The sequence below is a fragment of the Streptomyces sp. NPDC047886 genome (assembly GCF_043204435.1).
GTDB lineage: Bacteria > Actinomycetota > Actinomycetes > Streptomycetales > Streptomycetaceae > Streptomyces.
On the sequence record NZ_JBIDCF010000002.1, the window covers coordinates 609,083 to 626,785 of the forward strand.

The window sequence follows — 17,703 nt, forward strand, 5'->3', positions numbered from 1 at the left end:
TTCCGTTCCCCGGGTGGTTCTCCGTCCCCTGGACGTGTCTCCCCGACGCGCCGCCCCTCCGTGTACCGCCGGGTCCCCCGCGTACCGGACGGGTCCCGCCGGGTCTGCGGCGGCCGGTGGTACGCGCGGTCCGGGCGGGTTGGGGCGTGCGGGTGCGAGGAGGGTTGCCCGGCGCGCCCCGGGGGTAGTACGGGCTACGACCGATATGCCCGTCGCGCCGTCCGCGAGGTGATCCGCAGTGTTCCTGGAAGCTCTCGGCTCCGTCGTGCTCGGACTCGCACTGTCCTGGGCAGCCGTGCACCGGCTGGGGGACCGGCTTCCGCCCCGTCGCACGGTGCTGATCACCGGCGCGCTCGCCGCGCTGTTCGGCGCCCTGATCACCCACGCCGCGCTCGGTCCCGGGCTCGCGCTCGGAACGCTGATCGGCGCCGTCGCCGTCTGTGCCGTACTGCTGTCCCTGCTGATCCGCCCGCCGGGCCGCCGCCTGCGCCGATCAGCGGCGGCGTGATCCACGCCGCCGCTCGCCACGGAACCGGGCGAGGTGAACGCCTGGCTCAGGCCGGCGTCCCCGACCTCACCGGGCAGTACATCTAGGCCGCGAGGCCCAGCGCCGCCATCCGCTTGGTGTGCGCCTTGGTGATCCGGGAGAACATCTCGCCGACGGCCGCGAGGTCGAAGCCGTCCGCCACGCCGCCCACCAGCATCGTCGACAGGGCGTCCCGCTCCGCTACGACCCGCTGGGCCTGCGACAGGGCCTCGCCCATCAGCCTGCGCGCCCACAGCGCGAGGCGGCCGCCGACCCTCGGGTCGGCCTCGATGGCGGCCCTGACCTTCTCGACGGCGAAGTTGCCGTGGCCGGTGTCGTCGAGGACGGCCAGCACCAGCGCGCGCGTGTCCGAGTCGAGCCGTACCGCGACCTCACGGTAGAAGTCGCTGGCGATCGAGTCGCCGACGTACGCCTTGACGAGGCCCTCCAGCCAGTCGGACGGCGCCGTCTGGCGGTGGAAGTCGTCCAGCGCCTTCGCGAAGGGCTCCATCGCGGCGGTCGGCTCCGTGTCGATCGCCGCCAGCCGGTCGCGCAGCCGCTCGAAGTGGTGGAACTCGGCGGACGCCATCTTCGCCAGCTCCGCCTTGTCGGCCAGCGTCGGCGCGAGCTTGGCGTCCTCGGCGAGCCGCTCGAAGGCCGCCAGCTCCCCGTAGGCGAGGGCACCGAGCAGGTCGACGACCGCCGCGCGGTACTGCGGCTCGGCGGAGGCACCGGCCCAGTCGAGGGCGGCGATCCCGGTGGCACCGGTCGTTTCTTCGGCGGCAGTGGCGTTGTCAGGCGTCTCCATGCAGCGCACAATAGCCCGCTCGCCGGTCCCCGGAAGGCCCTGGTCATCCAGTGTGACCTCCCCCTCCTTATGAATTGCCCCGACACACATGCGCGAATCCGGGGTACAGTGATATTGCGCCTGTCGAGTATGCGAACTCGTTCGTACCTGCTCGGTGGGCCGTCTCATGAATGAGGATGCCCGGTCGGTGGCCCGATCGGCTCCGACCCGACAGCCCTCCGTGCGCCCACGCACATGAGGGGCCCTCAGCGGTACGACGCTCGAGCGACGGCAGTGGTCCCGCGCCACCCGACCGCGATCCGCGGCCTTCGGTTCCAGGCGCGGTGAGACCCCCAGCGTTCGCCTCGTGCCGCGTCTCACAGAAGAGGCAGCACCCTGACTACGACTTTCCGAGAGCTCGGGATCCTTCCCGAGACCGCCGAAGCACTCGAAGCCGTCGGCATCACGTCACCGTTCCCCATCCAGGAGATGACCCTTCCGGTCGCGCTCTCCGGCACCGACGTCATCGGGCAGGCCAAGACCGGCACCGGCAAGACGCTCGGCTTCGGTCTGCCGCTGCTGGAGCGCGTCACCGTCCCCGCGGACGTCGAGGCGGGCCGGGCGAAGCCCGAGCAGCTCACCGACGCCCCGCAGGCCCTGGTCGTCGTCCCCACCCGCGAGCTGTGCACGCAGGTCACCAACGACCTGCTCACCGCCGGCAAGGTGCGTAACGTCCGCGTTCTCGCGATCTACGGCGGCCGCGCCTACGAACCGCAGGTCGAGGCCCTGAAGAAGGGTGTCGACGTGATCGTCGGCACCCCGGGCAGGCTCCTCGACCTGGCGGGCCAGAAGAAGCTGGACCTGTCCCACGTCAGGGCCCTCGTCCTGGACGAGGCCGACGAGATGCTCGACCTGGGCTTCCTGCCCGACGTCGAGAAGATCATCAACATGCTTCCGGCGAAGCGCCAGACGATGCTGTTCTCGGCGACCATGCCGGGCGCCGTGATCGGTCTGGCCCGCCGCTACATGTCCCAGCCCACGCACATCCGCGCCACCGCGCCGGACGACGAGGGCGCGACCGTCGCCAACATCAAGCAGCGCGTCTACCGCGCGCACTCCATGGACAAGCCGGAGCTGGTCTCCCGCATCCTGCAGGCCAACGGCCGCGGGCTCGCGATGATCTTCTGCCGTACGAAGCGCACGGCGGCCGACATCGCCGAGCAGCTGGAGCGGCGCGGCTTCGCCTCCGGCGCCGTCCACGGCGACCTCGGTCAGGGCGCCCGTGAGCAGGCGCTGCGCGCGTTCCGCAACGGCAAGGTCGACGTGCTGGTCTGCACCGACGTCGCCGCGCGCGGCATCGACGTCGAGGGCGTCACGCACGTCATCAACTACCAGTCCCCCGAGGACGAGAAGACGTTCCTCCACCGCGTCGGCCGCACCGGCCGCGCGGGTGCGAAGGGCACCGCGGTCACTCTGGTGGACTGGGACGACATCCCGCGCTGGCAGCTGATCAACAAGGCCCTCGAACTGGACTTCCACGACCCGGTGGAGACCTACTCGACGTCCCCGCACCTCTTCGAGGAGCTGGACATCCCGGCCGGCACCAAGGGCGTCCTTCCCCGCGCCGAGCGGACCCGTGCGGGTCTGGGCGCGGAGGAGCTGGAGGACCTGGGCGAGCCCGGCGGTCGCGGAGGGCGCGGACGCCGTGCCGAGCGCCCGGCGCAGACGGAGGAGCGCCCCGCGCGCACCCGTACGCCGCGTCAGCGTCGCCGCACCCGGGGCGGCACGCCCCTCGACCCGTCCGCCGCGACTCCGGCGGACGGCACCGAAACGGCCGGTTCCGGCCTGGAGGTCACGCCCCCGGGCGATGACGACCGGTCGGCCGAGCGCCGTACGCCCCGCCGCCGTCGCCGCACCCGCGCGGGCGCGTCGGGCGGCGCGGTGACCGAGGCCGCCCCCGCGATCCCGGTGGCCGAGCCGCAGGCCGTCGAGGCACCGGCCCAGACCGCCGAGGCAGTCGAGGCCGTCGAGGCCGTCGAGGCCAAGCCCCGCCGCCGTACGCGCAAGGCAGCCGCCCCCAAGGCCGCCGCCGCCACCGAGGCCCCCACGGCCACCCAGGTCATGGACGCCGTCGAAGGCGCCGAGGCCGTCGAGGTCACCAAGCCCCGCCGGCGCACCCGGAAGGCCATCCCGTCCCAGGCGACGTCGGAGGCACCGGCGGAGACCGAGGCCGTGACGGCACCCGTGGCGGAGGCGGCGACCGAGGCGGTGACCGAAGCCGAGGCCAAGCCGCGTCGGCGCACCCGTAAGGCCGCCGCTCCCAAGGCGGCCGATGCGGCGCAGGCGACAGACGCCGTGGACACCGCCGAAGGCGTGACCGAGGCCAAGCCGAAGCGCACGCGCAAGGCCGCGACGCGCAAGGCCACCGCCGACGCGACGCCCGTCGAGGCGCCCACCGACGCGCCCGTCGAGGTCGCCGACTCCGTCGAAGCCGCCGAGGCCAAGCCCCGCCGCCGTACGCGCAAGGCAGCCGCCCCCAAGGCCGCCGCCACCACCGAGGCCCCCACGGCCACCCAGGTCATGGACGCCGTCGAGGCCGTCGAGGCCAAGCCCCGGCGTCGCCGGACGACGAAGAAGGCCGTGGCCCAGCCCGAGGGCTGACCCGCGGGTCGTCACCACCGTCACGACGGCCCCGCCCCTCTCCGGGGGGCGGGGCCGTCGCCGTCCCGGGCCACCGTCCCGCTAGCCTCGTGCCATGAGCCGGCCCCCCACGTTCGTCCCGCCCGCCAGCGCCCGCGCCTATGCCCTCCGGACCGCCCGAGGCGAGTTCGCCGTACTCGACGCGGCACCGGCCGACGGCCGGGCGCCGAAGGGCACCGCGCTCCTCCTGCCCGGGTACACCGGCAGCAAGGAGGACTTCATCGCGATGCTGGAACCGCTCGCCGACGCGGGCTACCGGGTCGTCGCGGTCGATGGCCGGGGCCAGTACGAGACCCAGGGGCCGCCCGACCAGCAGGCGTACGCCCAGACGGAGTTGGCGCGGGATGTGCTGGCGCAGGCGGCAGCCCTGACCGCCGGCGGCCCGATCCACGTCCTCGGGCACTCGCTGGGCGGGCAGATCGCCCGTGCCGCCGTGCTGACGGACCCGGCGCCGTTCGCCACGCTGACCCTGATGTCGTCGGGGCCCGCCGAGGTGGCACCCGAACAGCGCAGGAAGATCAAGATGCTCGGCGACGCGCTCGCCGTCATGGACATGGGCCACCTGTGGGAGGCGATGCGCGCGCTGGACCCGCCCGAGGACGCCGACGACACCCAGGGCGGCCGGGGAACCGCCGACCGCGAGGACCTCCGCCGACGCTGGCTGCGCAACAACCCGGCGCAGCTCATCGCGACGGGACGGCAGCTCTCCACCGAACCGGACCGGGTGGCCGAACTGGCCGCGCTGCGCCCGCCGCTGCCGTTCCACGTCGTCTCCGGCGCCCGGGACGACACCTGGCCCGTACCGCTGCTGGACTCGATGGCCGCGCGCCTCGGGGCGCACCGTACGGTCGTGGAGGGGGCCGAGCACTCGCCGAACACGGACCGCCCGGAGGAGACGTCGGCCGCCGTGGCGGCGTTCTGGGACCGGCACCCGGCGGAAGCGGCCGGGGGCGGCGACCCGGGTCAGAACCGCGACTGAAGCTGCTGCCAGAAGCCGTCCCGCAGCGCGCGCCGCAGTACGGCGTGGCCGCGCAGGGACCGGCTCAGCAGCCGTTCCGCCTCCATCAGCAGGTCCTGGTCCACGGGGCCTGGCAGGTAGGGGTGGCCGGGCAGGAGCTCGGCCATCGCGGCGGCGCCCCGCTCGGTGAGCCAGGTCTCGGCGATCCGGGCGCCGAGGAAGCGCACCTCGTCCCGCGACGGCGGCGGCTCGGCCTCGTTCTCGTAGGTCGTGACGGGCCGCCGTGTGACGTAGGGCCGGCAGAAGTCCAGGTCGAAGGTGCGCCGGCTGTCGACCTCCCACAGCAGCGGCTCGGCCTGGTTGGCGCCATCGGCCGCCTCGATGCCCCAGAGGTGGACCCGTGCGCCGTACCCCTGTGCGGCTTCGACCGCCGACACCAGGTCCTCGTCCCCGCCGACGAGCGCGGCGTCGCTGATGGCCCGGTGGCGGGCGAGGGACTCCAGGTCGGTGCGGATGAGCGAATCGACGCCCTTCTGCTGGTTGTTGGCGTTGAGGTTGCCGAGCCTGACCTTGACGTCGGGCAGTTCGGCGATCACCTGCTGCTCGGGGGTGTGGATGCGGCGCCGGGCGCCGTCGTACCAGTAGACGCGCAGCAGGCGGCTGTCGGCGAAGATCGTCCGGGCGGTGTCGATGAAGGCGTCGATCAGCCCTTCCGCGTCGAGATCGAAGGAGCGCCGGTCCTCGGTGCCCGCGACCAGCAATCCGGCCGAAGCATGCACGTAACCGGCGTCCACGAAGATGGCGTGCGTCGAGGGCGTCTTGGCGACCTCGGCCAGCATCCGCGTCAGGAGTTCATTGGTGCGCTCCAGGCGGTTGCCGAGTTCGGCGAGCGTGCGCTCGGTCGAGGTGTTCTCCGCGTCGTTCATACCGGCCTCACTGTCCGACATTGTCCGGCGCCGTCCGCGACGGCGCCATGCCGGAGGGCCGCGCCGGAGCGCACTACCGGCCAGTAGTTAGACACTCGAAAAATTTCCTTAGCGTAGGGAATGTTTGCGAGGACAAGTTCGTTGCACTCGTACAGACACCACGTTCTCCATCAGGAGGATCACCTCGACGAAGGGAGAAGCCATGCGCTTCGAGATCATGCGTCTGGACGACGTCGACGGCACCGCCGTGGACAGTACCGTCGTGGACGCCGCCTCCGTCAACCGGATCGTGCAGCAGGCCGCCTCGATCGGCCAGCGCATCTACATCCGCCCGGCCGCCACCACGGCCTCGTAACGCCGACGGCACGCCGGGCACCGCACGCCGCCGCGCACACCGCGCGGACGACGGCGACGACGACACACCGCGCCCCCGCACCGACTTCGCAGACGGAATCGGTACGGGGGCGCAGTGCGTGCGGCGCCCACCGCCCGCGCGCCCGGAGTACGGCGTGCGGAAGCGGTCCGGGCGGAAGCGGCCCGGGTTGGAAGCGGTCGGGGCGGAAGCGGCCCGGGTTGGAAGCATTCCGGGCGGGAGCGGTCCGGGCGGGAGCGGCCGGCCGGGAGCCGAGCGCTCACGCGGCCTGGATCGTCTGCATCACTCCGTTGATGATCTGCTGCACGGCGATCGCCGACAGCATCATCCCGGCCAGCCGCGTGACCAGCACGACGCCGCCGTCCTTGATCACCCGGATGATCAGCAGCGAGTTGCGCATCGTCAGCCACAGCACCACGTGCATGGCGGCGATCGCGCCCCACACCGACACCTGCTCTCCGAGGCCGTCCGCGTGCTGCACGGCCAGGATCACCGAGACGATCGCACCCGGCCCGGCGAGCAGCGGCATGCCGAGCGGTACGAGCGCGACGTTGACGTCCTTGGTCTGCTTCGGCTCGTCGGTCTTGCCGGTCAGCAGGTCGAGCGCGATGAGCAGCAGGAGCAGCCCGCCCGCGATCATCAGCGACGGTACGGAGACATGGAGGTAGGCCAGGATCTGCTGGCCGAGGATCCCGAAGACGGTGATCACACCGAAGGCGACGGCGACCGCCTGCCAGGCCATCCGGCGCTGGACCTTGACGGGCCGCCCGGAGGTCAGGGCGAGGAAGATCGGGGTGACCCCCGGGGGATCCATGATGACAAAAAGGGTCAGGAAGAGTGAGCCGAAGACGGCGGCGTCGAACACAGTGAAGGGCCTTGCGCAGAGGTGGTGCGGGAAGTCGTACGGAACGGACTCCGTACAGGGCGTCCCCTACGCCGGCGGGGCGTACGGGACGGAACGGGGTGGAGCGGTGCGCGGACGCGCGCGGCGCGCCCGCCAGGTCGGCCGGGAAGGCCCGTCAGGGACGTCCGCCCGTACCGGGAACCGGGAACGCGCCGGTCGCGCGCCGGGTGATCTCGCCGTAGATCTCGGGGTCGGTGGTGTACTCGCCGAGCCGGCAGGTCTTGCGGCTGCCGTGGTAGTCGCTGGAGCCGGTGGTCAGCAGGCCCAGTTCACGCGCGAGCCCGCGCAGCCTGGCCCGCGTCGGCTCGTCGTGGTCCATGTGGTCGACCTCGATCCCGTCGAGGCCGTACGCGGCGAGGTCGGCGATCACGGCGTCGGGCACGGTGCGGCCGCGCTTGGCGGCGCCGGGGTGCGCGAAGACCGTGACGCCGCCGGCCGCCTTGACGAGGCGGATCGCCTTGAACGGGTCGAGTTCGTGCTTCTCGACGTACGCCCGGCCGCCGTCGGCCAGCCACTGGGGCGTGAAGGCACCGGAGACATCGGGCACGACGCCCAGCTCGACGAGTGCCTCGGCGATGTGCGGGCGGCCGACCGATCCGTCCCCGGCGATGACCGCGACGCGCTCCCAGGTGATCGGCACGCCGAGCTCCCGGAGCTTGCCGACCATGGCGTGGGCACGCGGGACGCGGTCGTCGCGCACCAGATCGCGTTCGCCCGCCAGCTCGGGTTCGTCGGCGTCGAAGAGGTAGGCCAGCATGTGGACGCCGACGCCGTCGATACGGCAGGACAGCTCGGCTCCGGTGACGAGGGTGAGGCCCTCGGGGAGCGCCGCCGCCGCCTCGGCGTGGCCGCGCGTGGTGTCGTGGTCGGTCAGGGCGACGACGTCGAGTCCCGCGGCGGCGGCGCCCCTGACGAGCTCGGCCGGGGTGTCCGTACCGTCCGACGCCGTGGAGTGGGTGTGCAGGTCGATGCGCACGCGTGCCTCCGGGGCTCGGGACGGACGGGGACAGCCGGGACGGCTGCGGACGGCTGCGGACAGCCGGGACGGCTGAGGGCAGCTGGGACAGCCTGGTACAGCTGGGGACACCCAAGGATAACGTCGATCCGCGGGTCGCCCGCCCGCGCGAGCGCGGCCACCGCCGCCGGGCTCGGCCGCCGGATACCGCCGCCCGGTGCCGCCACCGGCGCCCCTCCCGGGCGCCGCCACCGGGCACGGCCTCGGGTGTGCGCGTCAGGAGAGCAGGCGCGGGGTGAGGGCGCCGCAGGGCAGCAGCTCCACTTCGGCGCCCGCCTCCCGCAGGTCCGTCAGCACCAGCTCGTCGTACATCAGCAGCCCGGACTGCTCGGGCCAGACGATCGCCCAGAGCCACAGCCCGCGCGCCTCGCCCGCGAACACCGCGCGATCGTGGGGGGCGTCACTGACGTGCCACAGCGGTGTGGGCCGCCCGGCGGCCAGCACCTTGGCCTGCGGCGGCTTGTCCACGCACATGTGCGGGCCGGGGTCGGGGCCGTCGATCCCCGCGTACCGCGCGCCGAGGCCGACGCCCAGTTCCTCGGCGATCAGCAGCAGCTCCCCCATGCCGCCGAGCGGGCCGGGGCCCGAGCAGGCGACGACGGTGGCGCGGCCGCCGCTGCGGTCGTCGCCCGCGTAGGCGACGCCGGTGAAGAGCCAGCCGATGGGCAGGGGCCAGGGCATCCAGACGGGGACCTGCGCGCGATGCACGACGACACCCAGGGCTTCGACGCTCGGCGGGATGACGGGCTGCAGCGGGAAGACCGAGCCATGCGCATCGCACTGCCAGTAGTCGGCGAAGAGACCGGGCGCCCGGACCCGGCCTCCGCACTTCGGGCAACTGGGTTCGCCCCTCATAGCGTTCAACGGTCCTCCCCTGTCGTCGTCGCGTCAAGGACGATCACCCGTCCGGTGTGCCGCGTCTCGGACCAGAGAAGATCCAAATGTCAACTATTAGAGGCTTTAGTGGGATATGCCCACGGTATGGACCGCCCGGCCATGCCAGGCTTCCCCCGTCAGTCCAGGCGCACCGGGCCGCGCAGCGGATCGCGCAGATCCGTGCCGTTCGCCAGCCACCGCTCCTCCAGCGCCTGTGCGCCGTGCACCCGCTTCCACGCGGCCTCGTTCGGCGTCATGGGCAGCAGCGGCAGGAACCGCACCGGGTCCATGGGCGCGTCCAGCTCCACATCCGCCACCAGGCCGCCGGACTCGGCGACGAGCACCGAGGTGAACGGCGCGCCGGGCCAGAGGGGTTCACCCACGTCCAGCGACGCCCCCGGGGCGACGACCACGCCCTCCACCTGGGGCGAGGCGGCGAGCACGGCGAGCGGACGCAGCACCTTGTCGGTGTCGGCGACCCCGGCCCGCACCGAGAGCACCAGCTCCGCGCGCGGGCCCTTCACCGGATCCGCGAGGGCGGCCGTGGGGTCGTTCATCGGCTGTGCGGACATGCCCAGCGTCGCGTACCGCACGAGGGGACCGTCCGGGTCGCCGTCCGTGAAGCGCAGCACCTCGACGCGGTCGGTACCGAGGAACGTCACCGCGGCGCGCGCGTCGGGCTCGCCGAGCGCCGTACGCAACCGCGCTTCGACCAGAGCAAGAACTTCTCCCATGCGGTGAGCATAAAGCGCGTATCGAACGGGCAAAGAAAAAGATTGACCCTCAGTCGGCTGATAGTGTGGGCCGCTGGTCGGGGCAGCGTGCCTGGCATCGCTCTCAGGTCCCGACGACACGTCATCCCCCACGGGGGACCGGCCGGAGGAGGTGGGGCTGCGGTGGATCGAAGTCGATCGTGCAGTACCAACCGCTCTTCCGCTTCACGCCTTTCCCTCTCCGCCTGACCGAGTCGGTCCGCCGCGTTCTCCGCGGCCCCGCTGTTTCCCGGTCCCGGCGGTCCCCAGGGATCGAGGCGTTCCCGTACCGGACCGCTGCCCTGATCAGTGATGCTCATGGCACCGCCGGCTCAACGGCGCCGCGCACGACGGAAGAGCACCGCGTCTTTGCCTGTCTGTAGCGAACGCCGTCATCGTGAGATGCGGTGCCGCCCGCTTTGCGGACGTACGCAACGCAACGTCCCCATTCCGGGCAGTTCCACGCCTCGCCGGCGACGGCCCTCCGTGAAGGAGCCTGCCTTGTCGATGATTCGTGACCTGCGTGCGGCGGTCCGGCCGAGCCTGCGCAAGCACAGCACGCCCTACAACGCGTACAACTCCTACGACGCGACCCGCGACCCGTCGGCGTCGAGCGCCGTCGTGGACTGCGCCGTCTACCGCGACGGCAGCCGGGTGAAGGAGACGGCGTCCCTCACCCCCCGGGAGGCGATGCGGCAGGTCCGGGAGGGCGGCGGCTTCGCCTGGATCGGGCTGCACGAGCCGACGGAGGCCGAATTCGCCGGTATCGCGGCCGAGTTCGGTCTGCACCCGCTGGCCGTGGAGGACGCGGTGCACGCGCACCAGCGGCCGAAGCTGGAGCGGTACGACGACACGCTCTTCACCGTCTTCAAGACGATCCACTACGTCGAGCACGCCGAGCTCACCGCGACCAGCGAGGTCGTCGAGACCGGTGAGGTGATGTGCTTCACCGGCCGGGACTTCGTCATCACCGTCCGGCACGGCGGGCAGGGTTCGCTGCGCAATCTGCGCCACCGGCTGGAGGCCGATCCCGAGCTGCTGGTCAAGGGGCCGTCCTCCGTCCTGCACGCGATCGCCGACCATGTGGTGGACGGCTATATCGCGGTCGCCGACGCGGTGGAGATCGACATCGACCAGATCGAGATCGATGTGTTCTCGCCCCCGGCGAAGGGCGGCACGCGCGGCACCGACACGGGCCGGATCTACCAGCTGAAGCGTGAGGTGCTGGAGTTCAAGCGGGCGGTCATGCCGCTGCTGCGGCCGATGCAGCTGCTCAGCGAGCGGCCGATGCGGCTGGTCGACCCGGACATCCAGAAGTACTTCCGGGATGTCGCCGACCACCTGGCGCGGGTACAGGAGCAGGTCGTCGGCTTCGACGAACTGCTGAACTCGATCCTGCAGGCCAATCTGGCGCAGGCGACGGTCACACAGAACGAGGACATGCGCAAGATCACCTCCTGGGCGGCGATCATCGCCGTGCCGACGGCGGTCTGCGGGGTGTACGGCATGAACTTCGAGCACATGCCGGAGCTCCAGTGGAAGTACGGCTACCCGATGGTGCTGACCGGCATCATCGGTGTCTGTCTCGTCATCCACCGGACGCTCAAGCGGAACGGCTGGCTCTGAACCGGCGCCGCGGCCGGTGCCCCGACCGGCGCGGCGGCCGCGGGCCGACCGGCCTGGTTAAGCTGCGGCCATGACACACGACGCGCTGCTCCCCCTCGCCCTCACCGAGGAGGCCACCAAGAAGTCCAGCCTCATCTGGGTGCGCGGCGACGCCTCCGCCCCGGCGCGGGCCCTGTGGCACGTATGGCACGAGGGCGCCGCGCACGTCGTCGGCGACGGGCCGGGGGAGCAGCCGCTGCCGGCCGGTCTCGCCGACGGGGCGGTCGCCGAGATCACCGTGCGCAGCAAGGACAAGGGCGGCCGGGTGGTCGCCTGGACCGCGACGGTCGGCGAACTGGCGCCCGGCTCGGAGGAGTGGGAGGCGGCGGCCGCCGAGCTGAAGGGCAAGCGGCTGAACGCCCCGGACGCCGAGACCATGACGGAGCGGTGGGCCCGCGAGTGCCGGGTGCTGCGGCTGGCGCCGCGCGAGGCGACGACCGACCTGCCGGACGGCTCGCTCGCGGCGGTGCCTCCGGCGACCCCGGCGACGACCCGCCACCCGATCCCGGCGGCGCTGCCCCGGCTGCTGCTCAAGCGCCGCAAGAGGGCCTGACGGCCGCCGGCCCGGCGGAGCGGCCCCGTACGCGTGACGGGGAGGTGACGGGTCGGGCTCAGTCGCTCGTACGGGGCAGCTGGCGGCCGTAGTCGACGGTCTCGCCCGCCGCGGGGGCCTCCAGCGGGAAGTCCTTGTCCCAGTCGGACAGGAGCACCACCCCGCCGCCCCCGCCCCGTGCGAACTGGAGCGGGTACGGGGTGCCCTCCAGGGACACGTCGAGCGTGCCGCCCTCGCCCTGCTGGCCACCGGCGACCTTGATCGTACGCATGCCGCCGATCTTGTCGCGGTCGCCCTTGACGACCTCGCCGTGCAGTTCGAGCAGCCCGCCGAGCAGGACTTTCATCTGGGTGAAGCCGCGCAGCTGCTTGTACGAGGGGTCGTCCTGCGGCACCTTGACGTACTTGTCGTCCAGCTTGTCGGCGGCCTCGCTGTCGGCTCGCGGCCCGTTCTCGCGGGAGTCCTCGGCGTGCCGCCAGAAGGCCGCGTCCGCCTTGAGGTACAGCGCGTCGTCGATGCGCAGCAGCTCGAAGGTGGTGTTCTTCGTGGTGACCGAGCCGGCCGCGCCCGTGTCCTTGAGGCGCATGTTCAGCTTGTACGTGCCGCCCTTGCTGACCAGGGTGCCCGCCAGGCGTACGGCCTTCGCGGCGCCCGCCGCCGTACGGGCCCGGCCCTCGATCTCCGTGGCGGACAGCTTGCCCACCCCGTTCGTCCCCTCGTCCGGATCCTCGGCGCAGCCGGCCAGGATCGCGGTCAGTCCCACGCAGAACGCGACGGGAAGGGCGGCCCGGCGGGCACGCATGGCCGGGGGGAGAGCGGTCACCTGCGCACTGCCTCTCGTATCACCGTGGGGGGTTGGCAGACCGCAGCGTACCCGTGCCGACCAGGCAGGTCCGCAGGGAGCCGTACGGACGCCCCACCTGGGCGGCCCGGACCGGGACGGGCTAGCCTGAACCGGAAATACCTGTCCCTTCCGGATATGGAGGAGGCGCACGGCATGGCGGCAGGCGCCCCCCGGATCTTCGTGTCGCACCTCGCCGGTGTCCCCGTCTTCGACCCCAGCGGCGACCAGGTGGGACGCGTGCGCGATCTCGTCGCCATGCTGCGCGTCGGCCGCCGCCCGCCCCGGCTGCTCGGCCTGGTCGTCGAGGTCCTCAGCCGCCGCCGGATCTTCCTGCCCATGACCCGCGTGACCGGTGTCGAGTCCGGCCAGGTGATCACGACCGGGGTGCTGAACGTACGCCGCTTCGAGCAGCGCCCCACCGAGCGGCTCGTCCTCGGCGAGCTCCTCGACCGGCGCGTCCGGCTGGTCGACGGGGGCGAGGAGGTCACCGTCCTGGACGTCGCCATCCAGCAGCTCCCGGCCCGCCGTGACTGGGAGATCGACAAGGTGTTCGTCCGCCGGGGCGGGGGCGGCGCCCTGCGCCGCAGGGGCGAGACGCTGACCGTCGAGTGGTCGGCGGTGACCGGGTTCTCGCTGGAGGAGGAGGGCCAGGGCGCGGAGAGCCTGGTCGCGACGTTCGAGCGGATGCGCCCCGCCGACCTGGCGAACGCGCTGCACCATCTGACGCCGAAACGCCGTGCCGAGGTCGCGGCCGCCCTCCACGACGACCGGCTCGCCGATGTGCTGGAGGAGCTGCCCGAGGACGACCAGATCGAGATCCTCGGCAAACTGAAGGCGGAGCGGGCCGCCGACGTGCTGGAGGCGATGGACCCGGACGACGCCGCCGACCTGCTGAACGAGCTGCCCGACGAGGAGAAGGAGCGGCTGCTGCGGCTGATGCGGCCGGACGACGCCGCCGACGTACGGCGGCTGATGTCGTACGAGGAGCGGACCGCCGGCGGTCTGATGACCACCGAGCCGATCGTGCTGCGCCCCGACGCGACGGTCGCGGACGCGCTGGCCCGCGTACGGCAGCAGGACCTGTCCCCGGCGCTCGCCGCCCAGGTGTACGTGTGCCGGCCGCCCGACGAGACGCCGACCGGCAAGTTCCTGGGCACGGTGCACTTCCAGCGGCTGCTGCGCGACCCGCCGTTCACCCTGATCTCGGCGGTGGTCGACAGCGATCTGGAGCCGCTCGCCCCGGACACCCCGCTGCGCGCGGTGACCAGCCATCTCGCCGCGTACAACCTGGTCGCGGCGCCGGTCGTGGACGAGAGCGGTTCGCTGCTGGGGGCGGTCACCGTGGACGACGTGCTGGACCACCTGCTGCCCGAGGACTGGCGCGAGACCGATTTCGAGTCCGACGTGAAGCGGGGGGCCGCGCATGGCTCCTGAACGCATGCCGGAGTGGGGGGCGCGCGAGCGGGCGGCTCAGCGCGAGCGGGCCGCCGCGCGGGAGCGGGTCGCTCCCCGTACCCGGCTCGACCAGCCGCTGGACCAGCCGCGGGTGCGGCGGCCCAGGCTGCTGCCCGAGTACGACCCGGAGGCGTTCGGACGGATGTCCGAGCGGATCGCCCGGTTCCTCGGCACGGGCCGGTTCATCGTCTGGATGACGGTGTTCATCATCACCTGGCTGATCTGGAACACCACCGCGCCGGACGCGCTGCGCTTCGACCCGTTCCCGTTCATCTTCCTGACGCTGATGCTGTCCCTGCAGGCCTCCTACGCGGCCCCGCTGATCCTGCTCGCGCAGAACCGGCAGGACGACCGGGACCGGGTCAACCTGGAGCAGGACCGGGCGCAGAACGAGCGGTCGATCGCCGACACCGAGTACCTGACCCGGGAGATCGCCGCGCTGCGCATGGGCCTCGGCGAGGTCGCCACGCGCGACTGGATCCGCTCCGAGCTGGAGGACCTCGCCCGGGAGCTGGCGGAGCGGGGCGCGGTATTCCCGCCCTCCGGGTCGGCGCGGAGTGACGAAGGCGACCGCTGACGGGCTTTCCGGGGGCACTGGTCGGCGCCGTACCATCGTGCGTATGACGACGGAAGACGCGGTGCGCGAAGCACTGGCGACGGTGAACGACCCCGAGATCAACCGACCGATCACCGAACTCGGCATGGTGAAATCGGTCGAGATCGGCGCGGACGGCGTGGTGGCCGTCACCGTCTACCTGACGGTGTCCGGCTGCCCCATGCGCGAGACGATCACCAAGAACGTCCGCGAGGCGGTCGCCCGGGTCGACGGCGTCACCGGTGTCGAGGTCACGCTCGACGTGATGAGCGACGAGCAGCGCAAGGAGCTGGCCGCCGCGCTGCGCGGCACGACCGCCGAGCGCGAGGTGCCCTTCGCCAAGCCGGGCTCGCTGACCCGGGTGTACGCGGTGGCGTCCGGCAAGGGCGGCGTCGGCAAGTCGTCGGTGACCGTGAACCTGGCCGCCGCGATGGCCGCCGACGGGCTGAAGGTCGGTGTCGTGGACGCCGACATCTACGGCCACAGCGTGCCGCGCATGCTGGGCGCCGACGGACATCCGACCCAGGTCGAGAACATGATCATGCCGCCGTCGGCGAACGGCGTGAAGGTCATCTCCATCGGCATGTTCACGCCGGGCAACACGCCGGTGGTGTGGCGCGGCCCGATGCTGCACCGCGCGCTCCAGCAGTTCCTCGCCGATGTGTACTGGGGCGACCTGGACGTGCTGCTGATGGACCTGCCCCCGGGCACCGGCGACATCGCGATCTCGGTCGCGCAGCTCGTGCCGAACGCGGAGATCCTCGTCGTCACGACGCCGCAGCAGGCGGCGGCCGAGGTCGCCGAGCGTGCCGGCTCGATCGCCGTCCAGACGCACCAGAAGATCGTCGGTGTCGTCGAGAACATGGCGGGGCTGCCGTGCCCCCACTGCGACGAGATGGTCGACGTGTTCGGCACGGGCGGCGGCCAGCGGGTCGCCGACGGCCTGACGCGCACGACGGGCGCCACGGTTCCGGTGCTCGGCTCCATCCCGATCGACGTACGGCTGCGCGAGGGCGGCGACGAGGGCAAGCCCGTCGTCCTGACCGACCCGGAGTCCCCGGCGGGTGCGGCGCTGCGCTCGATCGCGGGCAAGCTCGGCGGCCGTCAGCGCGGGCTCTCCGGCATGAGCCTGGGGATCACGCCCAGGAACAAGTTCTAGCCTGCCGGTCCCGGCCTGCGGGTCCTGGTCTTCGGGACCCGGCTTGCGGGTCGTGGCCTTTCGGGACGCGCGGGCGCCGTTCGAGCGGGGGCGGTGCCCGGCGGGCGGGGTCCCGCTGTGCCCACCGTCCGCAGGACGTGTGCCCACAGCGGGACGGCGGTCTACGTGTACGCGGACAGGTCCGTGACCACGGAGAAGCCCAGCCCGTACGCGCTCATCCCCCGCCCGTACGCGCCGAGGTGCACCCCGCCTGGGGTCGTGCCGGCCAGCACCCAGCCGAACTCGGACTCGCGGTAGTGGAACGGCCTGGGCACCCCGTCGACCGGCAGCGACAGCGTCGACCAGGCCGGTCCGTCCAGATCGTCGGCGAGTTCGAACGCGGTCTCCGTCTGCTGGTCCAGCCACTCGTTGCGCAGGGTGTGGTCCAGCTGGGCCGGCCATGTGTACGCCAGGAGGCCTGAGCCGGCCAGCCAGGCGGCCGACGACACCGAGGTGGCGTCCAGCACGCCCGTACCGTCGCCCGTGCGGCGCACCGGACTCGCGGCCACCGTGACCACGGCCGTGAAGCGGATGCGGTCCGCGCCCGCGCCGTCGGGCCGTATCGACGGCTCGTCGCCGTGACCGGTCGAACCGTGCTGGACGGTGCCGTCGGCCGCCGTGCCGACCTGCATCAGCCAGCGCGGACCCGTGAACGCCTCGTCCAGCCCGTACCAGGGGAAGGACGCCCGCAGATAGCCGTCGACAGTGCGCCGGGCCGCGGGCACCCCTTCCGGTGTGGCTGTGGGGCCGGGAGCGCTCTGCGCCCCCACCCGACTCGTCGTCTCCATCTGCCCGGCCGCCTCCTCGATCCGTTCGGACAGATGGAGAGAATAGCCACCCGGCACCGGCTCTTCTGTAAGTCCGGTGCTCAGGAGGCGTGTGGGCCGAATGATCAACAGGTGATCGGGCGGATGTTCAGCCGCCCGCGACGGTGTTCGGCGAAGCGCCCGCCGGGGCGCACCGCGACCCCGCGTCGCACGGGCGGCGCGGGGTCGATCAGGTGGCGTCGGCGTCGAACGGCGGACGCTCGACCGAGGCCGGCCTGTCCTGCTTCTTCAGCAGGTCCGGGGTGCCGGACGAACCGCTGCCCGCCGTGGGCACGGCGGCGGCCGGAGCGGCCGAGGCGTCCGGCTCGCGGCCGTTGACCGCGTCCGCGACCTCGTTGATCTCCTTCTTGAGGTCGAAGCTGCTCCGCAGCTCCTTCAGCTCCTTGAGCTCGTCGTTCTCCGCGAGCTGCTTGCGGATGAAGGTCTTCGGGTTCAGGTCCTCGAACTCGAAGTCCTTGAACTCCGGGCCCAGTTCGCTGCGGATGTCCTGCTTCGCGCTCTCCGAGAACGCCCTGACCCTGCGGATGAAGCGGCTCGCGTCCTGAATGACCTTCGGCAGCTTGTCGGGGCCGAAGATGAGCACGGCAAGGATCACCAGCACCACCAGCTCCAGTGCGCCTATGTCACTAAACACCTTGCTGCTCCTTCTCGGGGTCCTGTCCGGTTCCCAGGGTCCGGGGCCCGTTCCACGGTACCCGTCCGAACTGTCGGGGTGATACCTGCCGGTGACGCGCGGACGACCGGAAGGT

The 17,703-nt window shown here is 72.3% G+C and carries 18 protein-coding genes; 9 read left to right on the forward strand and 9 right to left on the reverse strand.

Annotated features, from left to right (window positions below):
* Window positions 1–238 precede the first annotated feature (238 nt).
* Window positions 239–508, forward strand: coding sequence for a hypothetical protein (locus tag ACGF5U_RS08420; RefSeq protein ID WP_392712525.1), 270 nt, complete (start codon window positions 239–241; stop codon window positions 506–508).
* Window positions 509–590: 82 nt separating this feature from the next.
* Here the strand turns inward: ACGF5U_RS08420 and ACGF5U_RS08425 are convergent, their stop codons facing one another.
* Window positions 591–1,334: a ferritin-like fold-containing protein gene (locus tag ACGF5U_RS08425; protein WP_392712523.1), complete on the reverse strand. Its 744-nt coding sequence runs from the start codon at window positions 1,332–1,334 to the stop codon at window positions 591–593.
* A gap of 468 nt (window positions 1,335–1,802) precedes the next feature.
* Between ACGF5U_RS08425 and ACGF5U_RS08430 the strand changes: the two genes are divergently transcribed.
* Entirely contained in the window at window positions 1,803–3,974 is a 2,172-nt protein-coding gene (locus ACGF5U_RS08430) for a DEAD/DEAH box helicase (RefSeq protein ID WP_392712521.1), read from the forward strand.
* A 94-nt stretch (window positions 3,975–4,068) separates the two neighbouring features.
* Window positions 4,069–4,992 carry an alpha/beta fold hydrolase gene (locus ACGF5U_RS08435; protein WP_392712519.1) on the forward strand — a complete coding sequence of 308 codons (924 nt, stop codon included), beginning with the start codon at window positions 4,069–4,071 and terminating at the stop codon, window positions 4,990–4,992.
* On the opposite strand, the gene ACGF5U_RS08440 is transcribed toward ACGF5U_RS08435, so the two are convergent.
* Window positions 4,977–5,897 (reverse strand): NYN domain-containing protein, encoded by a 921-nt coding sequence (locus ACGF5U_RS08440; RefSeq protein ID WP_392712517.1) that lies wholly within the window; start codon window positions 5,895–5,897, stop codon window positions 4,977–4,979. The genes ACGF5U_RS08435 and ACGF5U_RS08440 overlap by 16 nt on opposite strands.
* Window positions 5,898–6,099: 202 nt before the next feature.
* Between ACGF5U_RS08440 and ACGF5U_RS08445 the strand changes: the two genes are divergently transcribed.
* Window positions 6,100–6,252: a hypothetical protein gene (locus tag ACGF5U_RS08445; RefSeq protein ID WP_392712515.1), complete on the forward strand. Its 153-nt coding sequence runs from the start codon at window positions 6,100–6,102 to the stop codon at window positions 6,250–6,252.
* A 277-nt stretch (window positions 6,253–6,529) separates the two neighbouring features.
* On the opposite strand, the gene ACGF5U_RS08450 is transcribed toward ACGF5U_RS08445, so the two are convergent.
* From ACGF5U_RS08450 to ACGF5U_RS08465, 4 genes are all read right to left on the reverse strand, one after another.
* On the reverse strand, window positions 6,530–7,135 hold the full coding sequence (locus ACGF5U_RS08450; RefSeq protein WP_392712513.1) for a MarC family protein: 606 nt from the start codon (window positions 7,133–7,135) through the stop codon (window positions 6,530–6,532).
* 154 nt (window positions 7,136–7,289) lie between these two features.
* Window positions 7,290–8,150, reverse strand: a complete 861-nt coding sequence (locus ACGF5U_RS08455; protein WP_392712511.1) for a PHP domain-containing protein — start codon at window positions 8,148–8,150, stop codon at window positions 7,290–7,292.
* A 255-nt stretch (window positions 8,151–8,405) separates the two neighbouring features.
* Window positions 8,406–9,044, reverse strand: coding sequence for a DUF6758 family protein (locus ACGF5U_RS08460; RefSeq protein ID WP_392712509.1), 639 nt, complete (start codon window positions 9,042–9,044; stop codon window positions 8,406–8,408).
* A gap of 158 nt (window positions 9,045–9,202) precedes the next feature.
* Window positions 9,203–9,799, reverse strand: a complete 597-nt coding sequence (locus ACGF5U_RS08465) for a suppressor of fused domain protein (protein WP_392712507.1) — start codon at window positions 9,797–9,799, stop codon at window positions 9,203–9,205.
* 519 nt (window positions 9,800–10,318) lie between these two features.
* On the opposite strand from ACGF5U_RS08465, the gene ACGF5U_RS08470 reads away from it, so the two are divergent.
* Together ACGF5U_RS08470 and ACGF5U_RS08475 are read left to right on the forward strand one after the other, a co-directional pair.
* Window positions 10,319–11,443: a magnesium and cobalt transport protein CorA gene (locus ACGF5U_RS08470; RefSeq protein WP_392712505.1), complete on the forward strand. Its 1,125-nt coding sequence runs from the start codon at window positions 10,319–10,321 to the stop codon at window positions 11,441–11,443.
* Window positions 11,444–11,513: 70 nt separating this feature from the next.
* Complete coding sequence (locus ACGF5U_RS08475; protein ID WP_392712503.1) at window positions 11,514–12,035, forward strand: hypothetical protein; 522 nt, start codon at window positions 11,514–11,516, stop codon at window positions 12,033–12,035.
* Between the two features lie 58 nt (window positions 12,036–12,093).
* On the opposite strand, the gene ACGF5U_RS08480 is transcribed toward ACGF5U_RS08475, so the two are convergent.
* Complete coding sequence (locus tag ACGF5U_RS08480) at window positions 12,094–12,858, reverse strand: hypothetical protein (RefSeq protein ID WP_392712501.1); 765 nt, start codon at window positions 12,856–12,858, stop codon at window positions 12,094–12,096.
* A gap of 174 nt (window positions 12,859–13,032) precedes the next feature.
* On the opposite strand from ACGF5U_RS08480, the gene ACGF5U_RS08485 reads away from it, so the two are divergent.
* Genes ACGF5U_RS08485 through ACGF5U_RS08495 form a run of 3 tightly spaced genes read left to right on the forward strand, consistent with a single transcriptional unit; the run spans window position 13,033 to window position 16,088 of the window.
* Window positions 13,033–14,313 carry a magnesium transporter MgtE N-terminal domain-containing protein gene (locus tag ACGF5U_RS08485; RefSeq protein ID WP_392712499.1) on the forward strand — a complete coding sequence of 427 codons (1,281 nt, stop codon included), beginning with the start codon at window positions 13,033–13,035 and terminating at the stop codon, window positions 14,311–14,313.
* Window positions 14,303–14,911 (forward strand): DUF1003 domain-containing protein, encoded by a 609-nt coding sequence (locus ACGF5U_RS08490; RefSeq protein ID WP_392712497.1) that lies wholly within the window; start codon window positions 14,303–14,305, stop codon window positions 14,909–14,911. Before ACGF5U_RS08485 ends, ACGF5U_RS08490 begins: the two co-directional genes overlap by 11 nt.
* 43 nt (window positions 14,912–14,954) lie before the next feature.
* Window positions 14,955–16,088 (forward strand): Mrp/NBP35 family ATP-binding protein, encoded by a 1,134-nt coding sequence (locus tag ACGF5U_RS08495; RefSeq protein ID WP_392712495.1) that lies wholly within the window; start codon window positions 14,955–14,957, stop codon window positions 16,086–16,088.
* Between the two features lie 161 nt (window positions 16,089–16,249).
* Here the strand turns inward: ACGF5U_RS08495 and ACGF5U_RS08500 are convergent, their stop codons facing one another.
* Entirely contained in the window at window positions 16,250–16,915 is a 666-nt protein-coding gene (locus tag ACGF5U_RS08500) for a hypothetical protein (protein WP_392712493.1), read from the reverse strand.
* A 208-nt stretch (window positions 16,916–17,123) separates the two neighbouring features.
* Complete coding sequence (locus ACGF5U_RS08505) at window positions 17,124–17,588, reverse strand: sec-independent translocase (protein ID WP_392712492.1); 465 nt, start codon at window positions 17,586–17,588, stop codon at window positions 17,124–17,126.
* Window positions 17,589–17,703 lie beyond the last annotated feature (115 nt).

What these genes read in the sequence shown, in the direction of transcription:
- ACGF5U_RS08485 (WP_392712499.1), top strand. Translation starts at nt 13,033, where the DNA reads ATGGCGGCAGGCGCCCCCCGGATCTTCGTGTCGCACCTCGCCGGTGTC.
- ACGF5U_RS08425 (WP_392712523.1), bottom strand. Translation starts at nt 1,334, where the DNA reads ATGGAGACGCCTGACAACGCCACTGCCGCCGAAGAAACGACCGGTGCC.
- ACGF5U_RS08475 (WP_392712503.1), top strand. Translation starts at nt 11,514, where the DNA reads ATGACACACGACGCGCTGCTCCCCCTCGCCCTCACCGAGGAGGCCACC.
- ACGF5U_RS08460 (WP_392712509.1), bottom strand. Translation starts at nt 9,044, where the DNA reads ATGAGGGGCGAACCCAGTTGCCCGAAGTGCGGAGGCCGGGTCCGGGCG.
- ACGF5U_RS08435 (WP_392712519.1), top strand. Translation starts at nt 4,069, where the DNA reads ATGAGCCGGCCCCCCACGTTCGTCCCGCCCGCCAGCGCCCGCGCCTAT.
- ACGF5U_RS08440 (WP_392712517.1), bottom strand. Translation starts at nt 5,897, where the DNA reads ATGAACGACGCGGAGAACACCTCGACCGAGCGCACGCTCGCCGAACTC.
- ACGF5U_RS08500 (WP_392712493.1), bottom strand. Translation starts at nt 16,915, where the DNA reads ATGGAGACGACGAGTCGGGTGGGGGCGCAGAGCGCTCCCGGCCCCACA.
- ACGF5U_RS08445 (WP_392712515.1), top strand. Translation starts at nt 6,100, where the DNA reads ATGCGCTTCGAGATCATGCGTCTGGACGACGTCGACGGCACCGCCGTG.
- ACGF5U_RS08495 (WP_392712495.1), top strand. Translation starts at nt 14,955, where the DNA reads ATGACGACGGAAGACGCGGTGCGCGAAGCACTGGCGACGGTGAACGAC.
- ACGF5U_RS08430 (WP_392712521.1), top strand. Translation starts at nt 1,803, where the DNA reads ATGACCCTTCCGGTCGCGCTCTCCGGCACCGACGTCATCGGGCAGGCC.
- ACGF5U_RS08490 (WP_392712497.1), top strand. Translation starts at nt 14,303, where the DNA reads ATGGCTCCTGAACGCATGCCGGAGTGGGGGGCGCGCGAGCGGGCGGCT.
- ACGF5U_RS08465 (WP_392712507.1), bottom strand. Translation starts at nt 9,799, where the DNA reads ATGGGAGAAGTTCTTGCTCTGGTCGAAGCGCGGTTGCGTACGGCGCTC.